Source organism: Bacillus sp. XF8, from assembly GCF_017498755.1.
GTDB lineage: Bacteria > Bacillota > Bacilli > Bacillales > Bacillaceae_G > Bacillus_A > Bacillus_A bingmayongensis.
Genome location: NZ_JAGDQK010000021.1, coordinates 36015 through 52462, shown reverse-complemented (window position 1 = coordinate 52462; position 16448 = coordinate 36015). Strand labels below are relative to the sequence as shown.

General features: G+C 37.5%; 15 protein-coding genes and 2 other annotated features. Of the genes, 11 read left to right on the top strand and 4 right to left on the bottom strand.

What is annotated here, in order from left to right:
* From pheT to J4P91_RS14425, 3 genes are all read left to right on the top strand, one after another.
* On the top strand, positions 1-2421 hold the full coding sequence (gene pheT / locus J4P91_RS14435; protein ID WP_207994693.1) for a phenylalanine--tRNA ligase subunit beta: 2421 nt from the start codon (positions 1-3) through the stop codon (positions 2419-2421).
* Between the two features lie 162 nt (positions 2422-2583).
* Positions 2584-2835 (top strand) — a binding site (T-box leader).
* Between the two features lie 52 nt (positions 2836-2887).
* A complete protein-coding gene (gene asnS, locus J4P91_RS14430; RefSeq protein WP_207994692.1) occupies positions 2888-4279 on the top strand; it encodes an asparagine--tRNA ligase in 1392 nt (463 codons plus the stop codon).
* Positions 4280-4372: 93 nt separating this feature from the next.
* Complete coding sequence (locus J4P91_RS14425; RefSeq protein WP_017150564.1) at positions 4373-4507, top strand: YuzL family protein; 135 nt, start codon at positions 4373-4375, stop codon at positions 4505-4507.
* Positions 4508-4580: 73 nt separating this feature from the next.
* Here the strand turns inward: J4P91_RS14425 and J4P91_RS14420 are convergent, their stop codons facing one another.
* Together J4P91_RS14420 and rnhC are read right to left on the bottom strand one after the other, a co-directional pair.
* Positions 4581-4835, bottom strand: a complete 255-nt coding sequence (locus J4P91_RS14420) for a hypothetical protein (protein WP_207994691.1) — start codon at positions 4833-4835, stop codon at positions 4581-4583.
* A 167-nt stretch (positions 4836-5002) separates the two neighbouring features.
* On the bottom strand, positions 5003-5941 hold the full coding sequence (rnhC, locus tag J4P91_RS14415; protein ID WP_207994690.1) for a ribonuclease HIII: 939 nt from the start codon (positions 5939-5941) through the stop codon (positions 5003-5005).
* Positions 5942-6064: 123 nt separating this feature from the next.
* Between rnhC and zapA the strand changes: the two genes are divergently transcribed.
* The 7 genes from zapA (at position 6065) to J4P91_RS14380 (ending at position 15116) form a co-directional block, all read left to right on the top strand.
* Entirely contained in the window at positions 6065-6334 is a 270-nt protein-coding gene (zapA, locus tag J4P91_RS14410; protein WP_000082702.1) for a cell division protein ZapA, read from the top strand.
* A gap of 1 nt (position 6335) precedes the next feature.
* The gene (locus J4P91_RS14405) at positions 6336-6875 is read left to right on the top strand and encodes a CvpA family protein (protein ID WP_017150567.1); all 540 of its coding nucleotides are present in this window, start codon (positions 6336-6338) and stop codon (positions 6873-6875) included.
* A gap of 55 nt (positions 6876-6930) precedes the next feature.
* Positions 6931-8649, top strand: coding sequence for a DNA polymerase/3'-5' exonuclease PolX (polX, locus tag J4P91_RS14400; protein WP_207994689.1), 1719 nt, complete (start codon positions 6931-6933; stop codon positions 8647-8649).
* A 21-nt stretch (positions 8650-8670) separates the two neighbouring features.
* On the top strand, positions 8671-11031 hold the full coding sequence (locus J4P91_RS14395) for an endonuclease MutS2 (RefSeq protein WP_207994688.1): 2361 nt from the start codon (positions 8671-8673) through the stop codon (positions 11029-11031).
* Between the two features lie 206 nt (positions 11032-11237).
* On the top strand, positions 11238-11927 hold the full coding sequence (locus tag J4P91_RS14390; protein ID WP_207994687.1) for a 23S rRNA pseudouridine(2604) synthase RluF: 690 nt from the start codon (positions 11238-11240) through the stop codon (positions 11925-11927).
* Between the two features lie 118 nt (positions 11928-12045).
* Positions 12046-12297 (top strand) — a binding site (T-box leader).
* A 120-nt stretch (positions 12298-12417) separates the two neighbouring features.
* Positions 12418-13743, top strand: a complete 1326-nt coding sequence (gene brnQ6 / locus J4P91_RS14385; RefSeq protein ID WP_207994686.1) for a branched-chain amino acid transport system II carrier protein BrnQ6 — start codon at positions 12418-12420, stop codon at positions 13741-13743.
* 173 nt (positions 13744-13916) lie between these two features.
* Positions 13917-15116: a class I SAM-dependent rRNA methyltransferase gene (locus J4P91_RS14380; protein ID WP_207994685.1), complete on the top strand. Its 1200-nt coding sequence runs from the start codon at positions 13917-13919 to the stop codon at positions 15114-15116.
* A gap of 100 nt (positions 15117-15216) precedes the next feature.
* On the opposite strand, the gene J4P91_RS14375 is transcribed toward J4P91_RS14380, so the two are convergent.
* Together J4P91_RS14375 and J4P91_RS14370 are read right to left on the bottom strand one after the other, a co-directional pair.
* Positions 15217-15411, bottom strand: coding sequence for a YwbE family protein (locus J4P91_RS14375; RefSeq protein WP_017150573.1), 195 nt, complete (start codon positions 15409-15411; stop codon positions 15217-15219).
* Complete coding sequence (locus tag J4P91_RS14370; protein WP_207994684.1) at positions 15412-15585, bottom strand: hypothetical protein; 174 nt, start codon at positions 15583-15585, stop codon at positions 15412-15414. It abuts the gene before it with no gap.
* Between the two features lie 170 nt (positions 15586-15755).
* Between J4P91_RS14370 and J4P91_RS14365 the strand changes: the two genes are divergently transcribed.
* Positions 15756-16448: a response regulator transcription factor gene (locus J4P91_RS14365; RefSeq protein ID WP_207994683.1), complete on the top strand. Its 693-nt coding sequence runs from the start codon at positions 15756-15758 to the stop codon at positions 16446-16448.

Here is a 16448-nt window from a genome sequence, read left to right as displayed (position 1 = left end):
ATGTTCGTATCATATCGTTGGTTACAAGAGTATGTAGATATTAAAGATATAACAGCACAAGAGCTAGCAGATAAAATCACAAAAAGTGGTATTGAAGTAGAAGGCGTTGAAGTATTAAATAAAGGTGTAAAAGGTGTTGTAGTTGGTCACGTATTAGAGTGTGAAAAACACCCAGAAGCTGATAAATTAAGCAAATGTTTAATCGACATCGGTGAAGAAGAACCAGTACAAATCATTTGCGGTGCTCCTAACATTGCAAAAGGTTTAAAAGTACCAGTTGCAAAAGTTGGCGCTGTACTTCCTGGTAACTTTAAAATTAAAAAAGCAAAACTACGCGGTGAAGCTTCTCACGGTATGGTTTGTGCACTGCAAGAGCTTGGCATTGAAGGGAAACTAGTTGCGAAAGAATATGCAGATGGTATCTTCATCTTCCCAAGTGATGCAGAAGTTGGTGCGGATGCACTTGAAATTTTAAACTTAAACGATGAAGTACTTGAACTTGGTTTAACACCAAACCGTGCAGATTGCTTAAACATGTTAGGTGTTGCATACGAAGTGGCTGCTATTTACGGCCGTGAAGTGAAACTTCCAGCTGTAGACTTACAAGAAACAGCAGAAAAAACGTCTGACTATATTTCTGTAAGTGTAGAAGCAACAGAGCAAAATCCATTATATATTGCAAAAATGGTGAAGAACGTAAAGGTTGGTCCATCACCAATGTGGATGCAAACTCGTCTTATGGCAGCTGGCATTCGTCCAATTAGCAACGTAGTTGATATTACAAACTATATTTTAATTGAATACGGTCAACCATTACATGCATTTGATTATGATAAATTAGGTTCAAAAGAAATCGTTGTTCGTCTTGCAAAAGAAGGCGAAAAAATTCAAACATTAGATGATCAAGAACGTACATTACAAGCACATCACCTTGCAATTACAAACGGTACAAAAGCATTAGCTGTTGCAGGTGTAATGGGCGGGGCAGAATCTGAAGTTGATAACGATACAGTAAACGTTCTAATTGAATCTGCATACTTTGCAGGTCAAACAGTGCGCCGCGCATCAAAAGACTTAGGTCTTCGCAGTGAATCAAGTGCACGTTTTGAAAAAGGAATCGACCCAACACGTACATTTGAAGCAATTCAACACGCAGCAGCTTTAATGGCGAAATATGCTGGTGGAGAAGCACTTGAAGGCGTGGTAGAAGTTGATAACTTACAAGTACAAGAGCGTACAGTATCCGTTACAGCTGAAAAAGTAAACCGTGTATTAGGTACAGAAATCACTGCTAGTGAAATGGGTACAATCTTTACAAACTTGAAGTTCCCATTCACAGAAGTAGAAGGAACATTCCATGTAAACGTGCCAGCACGTCGTCCTGATATTACAATCGCAGAAGACTTAGTTGAAGAAGTAGGTCGTCTATACGGCTACGATCATATTCCGGTTACCTTACCAACTGGTACAATGACGCGTGGTAAATTAACAGTGGCACAAACAAAACGCCGTAAAGTACGTCGATTCTTAGAAGGCGCTGGTTTATATGAAGCAATTACGTATTCATTAACAAGTGCTGATAAAGCGAAACAATATATGGTTGAGCCAAACGAAAAAGCTCCTGTAAATCTTGCACTTCCAATGAGTGAAGAGCGTAGTCAACTTCGTTTAAGCCTAGTGCCACAATTGTTAGAAGCAGTTTCATATAACAACGCTCGTAAAAACGATAGTGTTGCATTATATGAAGTAGGTTCTATCTTCCTACCAACAGAAGAAGGTGCACTTCCGAAAGAAGAACAACATCTTGCTGGTGTTATGACAGGTCTTGCTCTTCACCATGCATGGCAAGGTGAGAAAAAAGTTGTTGATTTCTTCGTTGCAAAAGGTGTGTTAGAAGGATTATTCGACGTACTTGGTGTCGCAAGCAGCATCACATATGCTCCTGCAAAACGTGAAGGCATGCATCCAGGACGTACAGCTGACATTTTACTAGACGGAGAAGTAATTGGTTTCATCGGTCAATTACACCCTGAAGCGCAAAAACAATTAGATGTGAAGGATACATTCGTATTCGAATTGTCTCTAGTAAAAGTATTTGCTGCTGAGACAGAAGAGACTTACTACTCAGCAATTCCACGTTTCCCATCTATGACACGTGATATGGCAGTTGTGGTAGCGAAAGAAGTAAAAGCTGGCGAAATGAAGCAAGTAATTGCGGAAGCAGGCGGAGAACTGTTAAAAGAAGTAACACTATTCGACTTATACGAAGGTGAAAAAATGGAAGAAGGCAAGAAATCACTTGCATTCTCTATGAACTACTTCGATCCAGAACGTACATTAACAGACGAAGAAGTAACAGAAGCACATAATCGTGTATTAACAGCGGTTGAAGAGAAGTTTGGTGCGGAGTTACGTAAGTAATAAAAAAGAAATGCTGGAATTTTTCCGGCATTTCTTTTTTTGTAGGTAAAATTCGTGTCGTATATTGTAGAAGAGTCGATATATTATAAAAATCGCTGATATATCGAACGACACCTTGCATCTTTCTCATGAATGTAGTACATTAATTTTAGTTTAACAAAATGAAAAACGATGATAAGGAAAAGTAGTATATACTATAATCCATAGCGAGTCAGGGACGGTGAGAGCCTGATGAGGCGGTATATGTGAAGAACACCTTGGAGTTGCTAACCGAAATTGAATCTTATATTCAAGAGTAGACTTAGACGGGAATCCGGCCTGTTACAAACCGGGAAGTATGTATTACATACGAGTTAAAGTTGGTCTTTATGACAAATTGGGTGGTACCGCGAAGTTTAACCTTTCGTCCCTTTATGGATGAAAGGTTTTTTTGTATTCAAATATATCAGCAAAGGAGAATTTCACTATGGAAAACACATTAGTAAAAAGTCTGTATAGAGATACAGATAAATACGTAGATCAAACAGTACAAGTATCAGGTTGGATTCGTAACTTACGTGATTCAAAAGTATTTGGTTTTATCGAATTAAACGATGGTAGCTTCTTCAAAAGCGTGCAAATTGTTTTCGATACAGAGTTAGATAACTTTAAAGAAATTGCGAAGCTTCCGCTTAGCTCTTCAATTAAAGTAGAAGGTAAACTAGTTGCAACGCCAGGGGCAAAACAACCATTTGAAATTAAAGCAGAAAAAATCGACGTTGAGGGCTTATCAGATTCTGATTACCCACTTCAAAAGAAACGTCATACGTTTGAATACTTACGTACAATCGCTCATTTACGTCCAAGAACAAATGCATTCTCTGCAACATTCCGAGTGCGTTCTATCGCAGCGTTTGCGATTCATCAATTCTTCCAAGAGCGTGGTTTCGTACATGTTCACACACCAATTATCACGGGTAGTGATACAGAAGGTGCAGGCGAAATGTTCCGCGTAACAACGCAAGATCTGAATAACTTACCAAAAGGTGAAGACGGACAAGTTGACGAATCAAAAGACTTCTTCGGTAAAGAAACAAACTTAACAGTAAGTGGACAACTTAATGCTGAAGCTTATGCATTAGCGTTCCGTGATGTATACACATTCGGACCTACATTCCGCGCAGAAAACTCAAACACAACTCGCCACGCAGCGGAGTTCTGGATGGTTGAGCCTGAGATTGCATTTGCTGAACTTGAAGATGTAATGGATCTGACAGAAGATATGCTGAAATATGCAATGAAATATGTACTAGAGCATGCACCAGAAGAAATGGAATTCTTCAACAGCTTTGTTGATAAAACAGTTCTAGAGCGTATGAACAACGTAATCAACTCTGACTTTGGTCGCATCACATATACAGAAGCAATTAAAGTACTTCAAGAATCAGGTGCTGACTTCAAATACCCAGTAGAATGGGGTATTGACTTACAAACAGAGCATGAAAGATACTTATCAGAAGAAATCTTCAAACGCCCTGTATTCGTAACAGATTATCCGAAAGACATTAAAGCATTCTACATGCGTATGAACGAAGATGGCAAAACAGTAGCTGCTACTGACCTTCTAGTTCCTGGCATCGGTGAATTAATCGGCGGAAGTCAACGTGAAGAAAGAATGGATGTTTTAGTAGATAGAATTAAAGAATTAGGCATGAACGAAGAAGACTACTGGTGGTACTTAGAACTTAGAAAATACGGCGGTACAAAACACGCTGGATTTGGTCTAGGCTTCGAGCGTTTCCTAATGTACATCACTGGTATGGCAAACATCCGTGACGTAATTCCATTCCCAAGAACTCCAGGTTCTTCGGAGTTTTAAGATATGCAAAAAGCGAGAGGGGAATCCTCTCGCTTTTTTGTGCCGTATACTTTCTTACCTCTAAGTAAAAAGTAACACTAAGGGGTGAGTATAATGGGCAAAAAAGTGAAAAAGGACCCTTCCAGAGCAAGCCTTGGTTCTCCGGAAGTCGAAGGACAGGGAACTACTACGCATGAAACGGGTTCTTATAAAGTACCTTCATCAAATAAGAAGCAAAAACGAAGCTAAACATATAAAGAAGAGTAGCTAAAATAGCTACTCTTCTTTATATGTTATTATTTGGCTTATTTTCAATTAGTTATTACTTCGTAATGATTTCCTCAATCTCTTTACAAAATTGTCCAAGCTTTTTAGGATTGTGAATTAGTTCGTAAGCATCGTACGTACCAATATGTTTACGAACTCGAAATTTGAACAGGAACAATCTACCATACCGTTCTATTAATTCGTTAAATTTAGGTTCATCATTTAATAATCGGATATTTTCTCTAATCCTGCTTTGTTTTTCATGTGGTTTACCCATTAAAACATTCAAAATCATTTGTAGTAATAACAAAGTAATCCCCTCTTTTATATAGTTTTATAATGAGTATGTATAGAATTAAAAATGAATAAAACGAAATTTCTGTATATTTAAATTATAACAAAAAACAAGGCGAAAAGAAATAGGGATTCTTTTCGCCTTGTTTAGTTCATTTATATATTGTCGATACTAAAAAATAGCTATTTTTTCAATAAACGAAATGCCTTTTCTGTATTTGCAAAGTGAAGTTTCACAAACTCAGGAAGTCGTTCTTTGCCTAGCTTTTGAATCAATTTTGCTGCGGCGATATCAACTTGCTTGCCTGCTCCTTTCGGAAGTGGCATACCCGCTTTTTTGCTTAATTCATCAAACTGTTTTACGAATGAGTAGCGAGCTAAAATGGAAGCTGCGGCAACTGCTAAATGGACACTTTCGCCTTTTGTTGCAAAATACACGTTTTCGCGCTGTACCTGTTTTTGTTTTGCTAAGTATTTATAGTATGTATCAGGCTGCGTGAATTGATCGATTAAAATACCTTCTGGCTTTGTCGGCGCAATCTTTGCTAGTAAATTTGTAAGAGCCTTATTATGTAAGAGTGCTTTTAGCTTACCTTGATTGTTTCCTTTTTCGAACAGCTCGTTATATTTTTCATTATGCAAAACAAGAGAGCTATAAGGAACAACAGCAAGGAGTTGTTTTGCAATTTCAGCGATTTGCGTATCATTTAAGTTTTTAGAGTCTTTTACCCCAAGTTCTTTTAACAACGGAATTTGCTTCGCATCGACATATACAGCAACAACTGTCATCGGTCCGAAGTAATCTCCAGTACCTACTTCATCGGATCCGGCTATAGACATTGTTCCAATGGAAGAGGGCGGGGCATAGCGGTGTGAATTTGCCGTTTTCTTAACAGAAGATTTAGGTGCTTGAGAAACATTTTGCCAACGTGCTGATTCTTCCTCTGCACGAATACCTTGAAACATTACTTTGCCTGATTTATAGGCCGTAATTGTACAAGATGGGACTTTTGCCATAAAGACACCGCCCTGTGGGACTTTCGGTGCAATTGCTTGTTTATACTGCTGCCGCATGTCTTCAATTGTTGCAGGATTTGTTTGGATTACGATAGAATTTGACAAAGTAGTCGCTCCTTTTTTATATTGTTATTTTTATCATATCGGATTGTTCTTTCTGTTTCCATATTATGATGGTTCATGGTATGATAAACTTTAGGATTCTGTACGTGATTGGAGGCCGGTGAGTTGTCACAACAAAAGGGAAATAAAAGTCGAATTAATGTAGAAATCTATGGTCAACAATATTCAGTTGTTGGCGATGAAAGTACAAGTCATATCCGCATGGTAGCAGCGATTGTGGATGATAAAATGCGCGAACTCAATGCCAAGAATCCTTCGCTTGATACGAGTAGACTAGCGGTATTGACGGCGGTAAACGTCATACACGATTACATAAAATTAAAAGATGAACATGAAAAATTGAAAGAAAGTATGACAAAAAAAGGAATGGAATAACATGATTGATATTATTATCATTGTACTGCTTGTTATGGGATTTTTCCTCGGTTTAAGAAGAGGGTTTGTCCTGCAACTCGTAAAGTTAACAAGCTTTATTATCGCATACCTTGTTGCATACTGGTACTGCAAAGATTTAGCGCCAGCGCTTGAGAAATTTATTCCGTATCCATTTGATAAGAACGTATCTGTTCCGGAATGGATTGATGCGAATAATATCGAAGCAGTCTTCTATCAAGCAATTGCGTTCATTGTATTATTTATTATTACAAAAATCGCACTTTCATTGCTTGGTAATTTGCTGAATATGTTTACAGAAATCCCAGTTTTAAAGCAGGTAAATGCGTTTGCTGGGGCACTTCTTGGCTTTTTAGAAGTGTATATTATTTTGTTTGTCTTAATTATTATTGGAACAATCCTTCCGATTGAACAAGTACAAACGCCACTGCAAAAATCATCAATTAGCAAAATAATTGTAGACGATACACCGATTCTTTCTGAAAAGGTGAAGGAACTATGGCAGACAGGTAGCAGAGTATAACTTCTCTTTTTTCGGAAAGAGAAGTTTTTTTCTATGAAAGAAAGGCGGGGCAAGAATGAAAGTAAATAAAAAACAAGTGATTAAATTACTGGAGACAATCGGCCTTTTTATGGAGCTTAAAGGCGAAAATCCATTTAAAATATCCGCATTTCGTAAAGCGGCAGCAGCATTAGAAAGCGATGATCGTAGTCTTTCTGAGATTGAAGATTTCACAAAGATTCCAGGCATCGGAAAAGGAACAGCAGCAGTGATTCAAGAATATATTGAAGGCGGAACTTCAGAAGTATTAGAGGAGCTTGAAAAAGAAGTACCAAGCAGCCTATTACCATTATTAAAATTACCAGGGCTTGGCGGTAAAAAAGTAGCAAAGCTGTATAAAGAACTGGGCGTAATTGATATGGAAACATTGCAAAAGGCCTGTGAAGAAAATAAAGTGCAGGCACTCGCAGGATTCGGTAAGAAAACGGAAGAGAAAATATTAGAAGCGATTGCTCAAGTTGGTTCTCGTCCAGAACGTTTACCGATTGCATTGGTCTTGCCTATTGCCGGGGAAATAGAGAAGAAATTGTCGAATATCCAGGAAATTTCTCGATTCTCGCGCGCTGGCAGTTTGCGCCGCGTTCGCGAAACAGTGAAAGATTTAGATTTCATCATCGCAACGACAGAGCCAGCAGTGGTACGTGAGCATTTATTGCAGTTTGATAATATGATTGAAGTCATTGCGAGCGGTGATACAAAGGTATCGGTTCGTCTGCAATATGAATATGATATTTCAATTGATTTCCGTCTTGTAAAACCTGAAGAATTTATTACAACTCTTCACCACTTTACAGGCTCAAAAGATCATAACGTAAGAATGCGCCAAATTGCAAAAGATAAAGGTGAAAAAATTAGTGAGTACGGTGTGGAAAACTTAGAAACAGGTGAAGTGAAAACATTTGAAACAGAAGAAGCATTCTTTGCTCATTTTGGTTTGCCATTCATTCCGCCAGAAGTACGTGAAGACGGAAAAGAGATTGAATTAATTAAAGAATATCCAAATTTAATTCAGTTCTCTGATATACAAGGTGATTTACATATGCATACAACATGGAGTGATGGTGCCTTTTCGATTGAAGAAATGGTACAAGCGTGCCGCGCTCGTGGGTATAAGTTTATGGCAATTACCGACCATTCACAATACTTGAAAGTAGCGAACGGTTTAACGAAAGAGCGCCTTCGTGAACAAGGAAAAGAGATTGAGCGCATTAACGAAAAATACCCAGATATCACAATTTTACGTGGAATCGAAATGGACATTTTACCAGATGCAATGCTAGATTTTGATGATGAAGTATTAGCGGAGCTTGATTATGTCATTGGTGCAATCCACTCTAGTTTCTCACAAGATCGTGAAACGATTATGAAACGCTTGCGCGCAGCAATTGAAAATAAGCATGTTACAATGATTGCCCATCCAACAGGTCGTCTTCTTGGACGCCGCGAAGGGTACGATGTAGATACAGATTTACTCATTGAACTCGCAAAAGAAACAGATACAGTTTTAGAATTAAATGCGAATCCGAACCGCTTAGATTTAAGTGCAAAACTATTAAAGCAAGCACAAGATGCTGGTGTAAAAGTAGCGATTAATACGGATGCTCATACACTTGAAATGTTAGAAGATATGGAAACAGGTGTAGCGGCAGCACGTAAAGGCTGGATTCAAAAAGATACCGTGATTAACACATGGAATATTGAACGTTTATTAGACTATATTAAACGGAATAAGTAACACAAGGGGGACAGGCAACTTATGTTAGAAAGAACGTTGCGTGTATTAGAATATAACAAAGTAAAAGAACAATTACTTGAGCATGTTGCTTCTTCACTTGGTCGTGATAAAGTGAAGAGCCTACTGCCTAGTACAGATTTTGAAGAAATTGTAGAAATGCAAGAAACAACGGATGAAGCAGCGAAAGTCATTCGCTTAAAAGGGCATGTACCGCTCGGAGGGATTTTTGATATTCGTCCGAATGTAAAGCGTGCGAAAATTGGAAGTATGCTGAGCCCACATGAACTTCTTGATATTGCGAGTACGATGTATGGTAGTCGCCAAATGAAGCGATTTATTGAAGATATGATCGATAATGGTGTAGAGCTTCCAATTTTAGAAACGCATGTGGCACAAATTATGTCTTTATATGATTTAGAAAAGAAAATTACAAGCTGCATTGGTGATGGTGGCGAAGTTGTTGATAGTGCAAGTGATAAACTGCGCGGCATTCGTAACCAAATTCGCACTGCAGAAAGTCGTATTCGTGAGAAACTTGAAAATATGACGAGATCTTCTAATGCACAGAAGATGTTATCAGATGCAATTGTAACAATCCGTAACGATCGCTATGTAATTCCTGTAAAACAGGAATACCGTGGTGCATATGGTGGTATTGTCCATGACCAATCCGCGTCTGGACAAACGTTATTTATTGAGCCGCAAGTCATTGTGGAACTAAATAACGCGTTGCAAGAAGCACGTGTGAAGGAAAAACAAGAAGTAGAACGCATTTTAATGATGTTAACAGAAGAGGTAGCAGTAGAAGCTGATACTGTGTTAGCGAACGTAGAGGTTATCGCAAATCTCGATTTCATTTTTGCGAAAGCATTTTATGCGAAACGAATTAAAGCAACGAAGCCAATTGTAAATAATGAGCGATATATGGATTTACGACAAGCTCGTCATCCACTTATCGATCCAGAAGTCATTGTTCCAAACGATATTATGCTTGGTAAAGACTTCACAACAATCGTTATTACAGGACCGAATACAGGTGGTAAGACGGTTACATTAAAAACAGTCGGCATCTGTGTATTAATGGCGCAATCTGGCCTTCATATCCCTGTATTAGATGAATCAGAGATTTGTGTATTTAAAAATATCTTTGCTGATATTGGTGATGAACAATCGATTGAACAAAGCTTAAGTACGTTCTCCTCACATATGGTGAACATTGTAGATATTTTAGAAAAAGCTGATTTTGAAAGCTTAGTGTTATTCGATGAATTAGGTGCTGGAACAGACCCACAAGAAGGGGCAGCACTTGCGATTTCCATCTTAGATGAAGTATATAACCGCGGAGCACGCGTTGTCGCAACGACGCATTACCCAGAGCTAAAAGCATATGGTTACAATCGTGAACAAGTGATTAACGCGAGTGTGGAGTTTGATGTAAACACATTAAGCCCAACTTATAAGTTATTAATCGGTGTACCAGGACGCAGTAACGCCTTTGAAATTTCAAAACGCCTTGGTTTATCTGATCGCGTGATTGATCGTGCTCGTAATCATATTAGTACGGATACAAATAAAATTGAAAATATGATTGCAAAGCTTGAAGAAAGCCAAAAAAGTGCAGAGCGCGAATGGAATGAAGCAGAAGAGCATCGTAAACAATCTGAAAAACTTCATCGCGAATTACAACGTCAAATTATTGAATTTAATGATGAACGCGATGAGAGGTTATTAAAAGCGCAAAAAGAAGGGGAAGAAAAAGTCGAAGCTGCGAAGAAAGAAGCAGAAGGCATCATTCACGAACTTCGTCAATTACGTAAAGCTCAGCTTGCAAACGTGAAAGATCACGAGTTAATCGAAGCGAAAAGCCGCCTAGAAGGGGCAGCGCCAGAACTTGTGAAAAAACAAAAAGTAAAAGTGAAAAACACAGCGCCAAAACAACAATTACGAGCAGGTGATGAAGTAAAAGTATTAACGTTCGGTCAAAAAGGACAGCTGCTGAAAAAAGTAAGCGATAATGAGTGGAACGTTCAAATTGGTATTCTGAAGATGAAAGTGAAAGAATCCGATATGGAGTACATTAATACGCCACAACAAACTGAGAAAAAGGCAGTCGCGACTGTTAAAGGAAGAGACTACCACGTTTCCTTAGAGCTTGATCTTCGTGGTGAACGCTTTGAAAATGCAATGATGCGTGTAGAAAAATATTTAGATGATGCACAGCTTGCAAATTACCCGCGCGTATCCATTATTCACGGAAAAGGAACAGGAGCACTTCGCCAAGGTGTACAAGATTACTTGAAAAAACATCGCGGCGTAAAAAACTACCGCTATGGTGATATGGGCGAGGGAGGCCTCGGCGTAACAGTTGTCGAATTAAAATAGCAAAAAACCAAGCAAAAGGGGTAAACACTATGTTTATGGACAAACTTGCAAAAGTATTGTTAGCTTGTTGCGGCATATTTTTTGTGATTGGGGTTATTTATTTAGTGGTTTTTGCGAAGTAAGAGAGCGTCAATCTCGGCATAAGTATACCGCCTGAGATTGACGCTTTTTCTTTTCGGATAATCTATAAGAAAAAGGAATACGACATGAAAATTAACCAATTTATAAGCGAAGCATTATCCTGCTCAAGGCGAGAAACAGACCGTCTTATTAAAGCGGAACGTGTGGCAATTAACGGTGAAGTTTGTGCGCATGGTACGATTGTTACACCTAATGATACTGTAACGGTTGATGGAAAAGTGATTGAAAAGGAAAATAAAGAAAAAATCTATATTGCCTTCCACAAACCAGTGGGAATCACTTGTACCGCTGCAGAACATATTGAAGGGAACATCATTGATTATATCAATCATCCAGAGAGAATCTTTCCAGTTGGTCGTTTAGATAAGGCGTCAGAAGGACTGATTTTGTTAACAAATGACGGAGCGATTGCCAATCAAATTTTACACGGAGATCATGAGCATGAAAAAGAATATGTAGTGACAGTTGATAAGCCATTTACAGATTGGTTTATTGACGGAATGTCTCGTGGCGTGAAGATTAAAGATGGGATGACGAAGCCGTGTAAAGTAACAAGGGTAGATGGCAGTACATTTCGAATTATTTTAACGCAAGGAATGAATAGGCAAATTCGCCGGATGAGCCGGGCTTTTGGATATACAGTAACGAAGCTAAAACGCGTGCGCATTATAAATATTAAGCTTGATGGATTAGAAGCTGGGAAGTGGCGAAATGTTACAGAGCAGGAGTTACAGGAATTATTGAAGCAGTTGTAAGGAGAGGAGGAGCTATCGCTTTCTCTCTTTTTATTTTTTTGTCAGAAAAAATAAAACTATTGATTTTTTAAAAAATAGCCCATATAATAAAAAACAACAAGATTCGACAATATATTTTATAAAAGTAATGATGAGGACATGAGTTATTTTTTACGATTCTCAGAGAGGGGAGCCTTAGGCTGTGAGCTTCCTAATACGAAAAGATATACTTACCACCTCTAAACTTCAAGAGTGAACTGCATGATGCATTGTAATTCTTGGCGGATAAAACCGTTATCAATTTGCACGAGCTATAAAATGAGTTTATTTTATTATACATTCATTTTATTAGAATAAGGGTGGAACCACGATTTCAACACTCGTCCCTTTATTAGGGACGGGTGTTTTTTGCGTTCTTTTGTAAGGGAAGTAGGATTGAAAGAGGAAATGTAACGGGCTTTTATTTCTGAATATTTTGTCTATTTATAAATTTTTTAGGAGGTAAATGAAAGTGAAATCATCTTTAAAGTTATCTGAGATGTTTGCAATAAGTTTAATGTTATTTGCGCTATTCTTCGGTGCAGGAAACATGATTTTCCCGCCAGCATTAGGACAAGGTGCTGGAACGGATGTATGGATTGCGTTGTTTGGTTTTATTATTACAGGAGTAGGTCTTCCTTTACTGGGGGTTATTGCCATTGCCTTAAAAGGAGATATTAATGAATTAGCAGGTCGTGTGCATCCGTTATTTGCACTTGTTTTCATCGTTGCGATTTATTTATGCTTAGGTGTATTTGTAAGTGTACCGCGTACAGGAACTGTTGCTTATGAAATGGCGGCTGCTCCATTTTTATCAAGTTCAGTAGCGGGCCAAGCATATTCACTTGTTATCTTTACATTTATTTTCTTTGCAGTTACTTTCTACTTAGCGTTAAATCCTTCGAAATTAGTAGAACGCATTGGGAAAGTATTAACACCAATTTTATTAGCTGTCATTGCAATTATTGTTATTAAAGCACTTATTACACCAATTGGAGAGTTCGGTGCACCAACAGAAACGTACAAAGATCCACTTTTCAAAGGATTTATTGATGGATATTTAACATTAGATGGATTAGCGGCACTTGTTTTCGGAAATGTGGTTATCAATGCTTTAAAAGGGAAAGGGATTACAAATAAGAAAAGTATTGCAAAAGTAACAATCTTTGCAGGAATTATTGCAGCACTTGGCTTACTTATTGTTTACTTAGCGCTTGCTTATCTGGGGGCTTCTAGTGTATCTCTTGGAATGGGAGAAAACGGTGGTGTTATTTTAACAAACGTTGTTCATCATTTATTTGGTAGCTCCGGTACTTTATTACTTGGTGTAGCAATTGCGGCTGCATGTTTGACAACTTCTGTTGGGATTGTCGCAGCTTGTGGAGAGTTTTTCTCAGCATTATTACCGAAGTTTTCTTATCAAAAAGTTGTTTTCATTTTCTGTGTGCTAGCATTTATGGTAGCAAACCTTGGCTTAACACAGCTAAATGCATTAGCATTACCAATCTTAATTGCAATCTATCCAATTGGAATCGTGCTAATCGTATTATCATTAGCTGAAAATTATATTCGTATTCCGTTATCGATGTATGTAGGTGGAATTATTGGAGCATTTGTTATTAGCTTCTTCGATGGATTAAATCATGCACACATTCAAATTGCAGCACTAGCACCTATTTTAGAAAAAATTCCATTCTATAGTGTTGGCATTGGATGGTTGATTCCAGGATTGATAGGTATGTTTGTTGGATATATCGTTTCTATCTTTCAGAAACAAGAAGTTGTTATTGAAAAATAAATTAGAAAGGCTTTCCTAAAAGAGGAAAGCCTTTTTGTTTTTTAGCCAGGTGATGAGCTGGTTGTACTAGCAAAGCAATAATATGGTATAGTGAAACGAGGCTGTTTTTTCAGTCTCGTTTTTTAAATGCTTCCTATAGATAGAAAGCATTCAAATGGAAAGGAAGACATTGCATGCGAGCAGAAGTAATTGTAAAGATAAAACCGAAATTTATAAAAGAAATTAAAAGTGGTTATCCACTTATTTTAAAAGATGCAATTCAAAATTTAAACGATGTGCGTGAAGAAGGATCAATCATCAAAATTGCTGATGAGAAGAACCAATTTCTTGGAAAAGGATACTATGGAAAACAAAATAAAGGATACGGCTGGATTTTGACGAGAAAAGAGCAGGAGCATATTGACCAAGCTTTTTTTGAGAGAAAAATCAAATCGGCATTACATAAACGAAAAGGCTTTTATAAATCGAATGATACAACGGCATTCCGCGTCGTAAATGGTGAAGGTGATGGCCTTGGTGGTTTAATCATTGATTATTATGATGGTTATTATGTAATAAGCTGGTATAGCGAAGGGATTTATTCATTCAAAGATGAAATCATTGGAGCTCTTCAAAAAGTAGCAAACTTCAAAGGAATCTATCAAAAGAAACGCTTTGATACAAAAGGAAAATATATTGAAGAGGATGACTTTGTGACGGGAGAACGCGGTGAGTTCCCAATCATCGTGAAAGAAAATGGAGTAAACTTTGCGGTGTATTTAAATGACGGGGCGATGGTCGGTGTATTCTTAGATCAACGTAACGTTCGAAAACAAATTCGCGATACATATGCGAAAGGGAGAACGGTATTAAATATGTTCTCTTACACAGGTGCATTTTCTGTATTTGCAGCGCTTGGCGGAGCAACAAAAACAACAAGTGTTGATTTGGCCAATCGTAGCTTAAGTAAAACAATTGAACAATTCAGTGTAAATGGAATTGATTACGAAGCACAAGACATTATCGTAGAAGACGTATTCCATTATTTTAAATATGCAGCGAAGAAACAAATGAAATTTGATATGGTTGTACTAGACCCACCAAGTTTCGCGCGTTCGAAAAAATATACATTTAGTGCGGCAAAAGACTATAAAAACTTATTAAAAGAAACAATCGCAATTACAGAAAACAACGGTATTATCGTTGCTTCTACAAACTGCAGCACATTCGATATGAAAAAATTTAAAGGCTTTATCAGTGCAGCATTTAAAGAAATGAATGGGAAATATAAAATATTGGAAGAACATTCCTTACCAGAAGATTTCCGTACAATTGACCAATTTAAAGAAGGCGACTATTTAAAAGTAGTCTTCATCGAAAAAATCAAAGGGTAATCACAATTATCGGTGTTTCGACAAAGAATATCGACTTACAGAAAAAACGACATGAATTATGAATAAAAAAAGGAGCTCAATTTCAAATGAGCTCCTTTTTCTATTCCACAATGTGCTGTACTCTGCCAACTTGTCCATCTTGCAGTCGCACTTTAATGCCGTGCGGATGAGACGGTGAGTTTGTCAAAATATCTTTTACAATCCCTCGAGTGAGTGTGCCAGTACGTTGATCTTTCTTTAGTACGATATCAACTTCCAGGCCTGGTGAAATATTAGCTCTTTTTTGCCCGTTCATTTACACACCTGTACGTCTACGTTGGTTGTTTGTTTTCTTTGTTTGCTGACTTTGTAGTTTCTTCGTTGCTTGATTTTGGTTTTTAGCATTTGCGCCATTTCCATTTCCTTGCTTTTTCTTCGCAAGTTGCTCACGCATTAAATCAGCTAAACTTACTTTTTTATTTTCTGACATGGTAAATCTCCTTTATATAAAGTGAATTGTGAACAATAGTAGTGAATTCCATCATAACATTGTTGTGGAAAGAAATGAAGTCAGATTGAATTTTCATATAATTCTTTTCAGTTTTATCTACTTCAGTTACAATTGAATTGTTAATGATTGTAAAAAAAGGGGATAGAAACATGTCACATCATATTTTACTAGTAGAAGACGACATTTCGATTCAAGAGATGGTTGAAAAATATTTAACGAAAGAAGGCTTTCAAGTTACAATCGCACCTGATGGAGAAGAAGGAGTTCTAGCGTTTTTAAAAGGTTCATTTGATTTAATTATTTTAGATATTATGATGCCAAAGCTAGATGGTTTAGAAGTGGTGAGAATTATTCGAGAAAAAAGTGCTGTTCCGATATTAATGATGTCTGCGAAGGATACGGATGTTGATAAGGCGGTCGGTTTAGGCCTTGGGGCAGATGATTACATTTGTAAGCCATTTTCTATGATTGAGCTATCAGCGCGAGTAAAGGCAAGTATTCGAAGATCAACCAAGTATTCAGCCACGGAGAAGAAAGAAGAAATGATTGAGATTGGTGATTTGAAAATCGATCCAATCAACTTTACTGTGCAAAAAAACGAAAAACAGCTAAAACTTACTTTGAAAGAATTCGAGATTTTAAAGCTATTTGTGAAGAATCAAAATCGTGTATTTACAAAAGCACAAATATATAATCTCATTTGGAATGAAGAATACTATGGCGATGATAACGTGATTAATGTTCATATGAGACGGTTGCGTGAGAAAATTGAAGATGATCCTTCTAATCCGGAATATATTAAAACACTATGGGGAATTGGCTATAAGTTGGAAGTGATATAG

What these genes read in the sequence shown, in the direction of transcription:
- pheT (WP_207994693.1), top strand. Translation starts at nt 1, where the DNA reads ATGTTCGTATCATATCGTTGGTTACAAGAGTATGTAGATATTAAAGAT.
- asnS (WP_207994692.1), top strand. Translation starts at nt 2,888, where the DNA reads ATGGAAAACACATTAGTAAAAAGTCTGTATAGAGATACAGATAAATAC.
- J4P91_RS14425 (WP_017150564.1), top strand. Translation starts at nt 4,373, where the DNA reads ATGGGCAAAAAAGTGAAAAAGGACCCTTCCAGAGCAAGCCTTGGTTCT.
- J4P91_RS14405 (WP_017150567.1), top strand. Translation starts at nt 6,336, where the DNA reads ATGATTGATATTATTATCATTGTACTGCTTGTTATGGGATTTTTCCTC.
- polX (WP_207994689.1), top strand. Translation starts at nt 6,931, where the DNA reads ATGAAAGTAAATAAAAAACAAGTGATTAAATTACTGGAGACAATCGGC.
- J4P91_RS14395 (WP_207994688.1), top strand. Translation starts at nt 8,671, where the DNA reads ATGTTAGAAAGAACGTTGCGTGTATTAGAATATAACAAAGTAAAAGAA.
- J4P91_RS14390 (WP_207994687.1), top strand. Translation starts at nt 11,238, where the DNA reads ATGAAAATTAACCAATTTATAAGCGAAGCATTATCCTGCTCAAGGCGA.
- J4P91_RS14380 (WP_207994685.1), top strand. Translation starts at nt 13,917, where the DNA reads ATGCGAGCAGAAGTAATTGTAAAGATAAAACCGAAATTTATAAAAGAA.
- J4P91_RS14375 (WP_017150573.1), bottom strand. Translation starts at nt 15,411, where the DNA reads ATGAACGGGCAAAAAAGAGCTAATATTTCACCAGGCCTGGAAGTTGAT.
- J4P91_RS14370 (WP_207994684.1), bottom strand. Translation starts at nt 15,585, where the DNA reads ATGTCAGAAAATAAAAAAGTAAGTTTAGCTGATTTAATGCGTGAGCAA.
- J4P91_RS14365 (WP_207994683.1), top strand. Translation starts at nt 15,756, where the DNA reads ATGTCACATCATATTTTACTAGTAGAAGACGACATTTCGATTCAAGAG.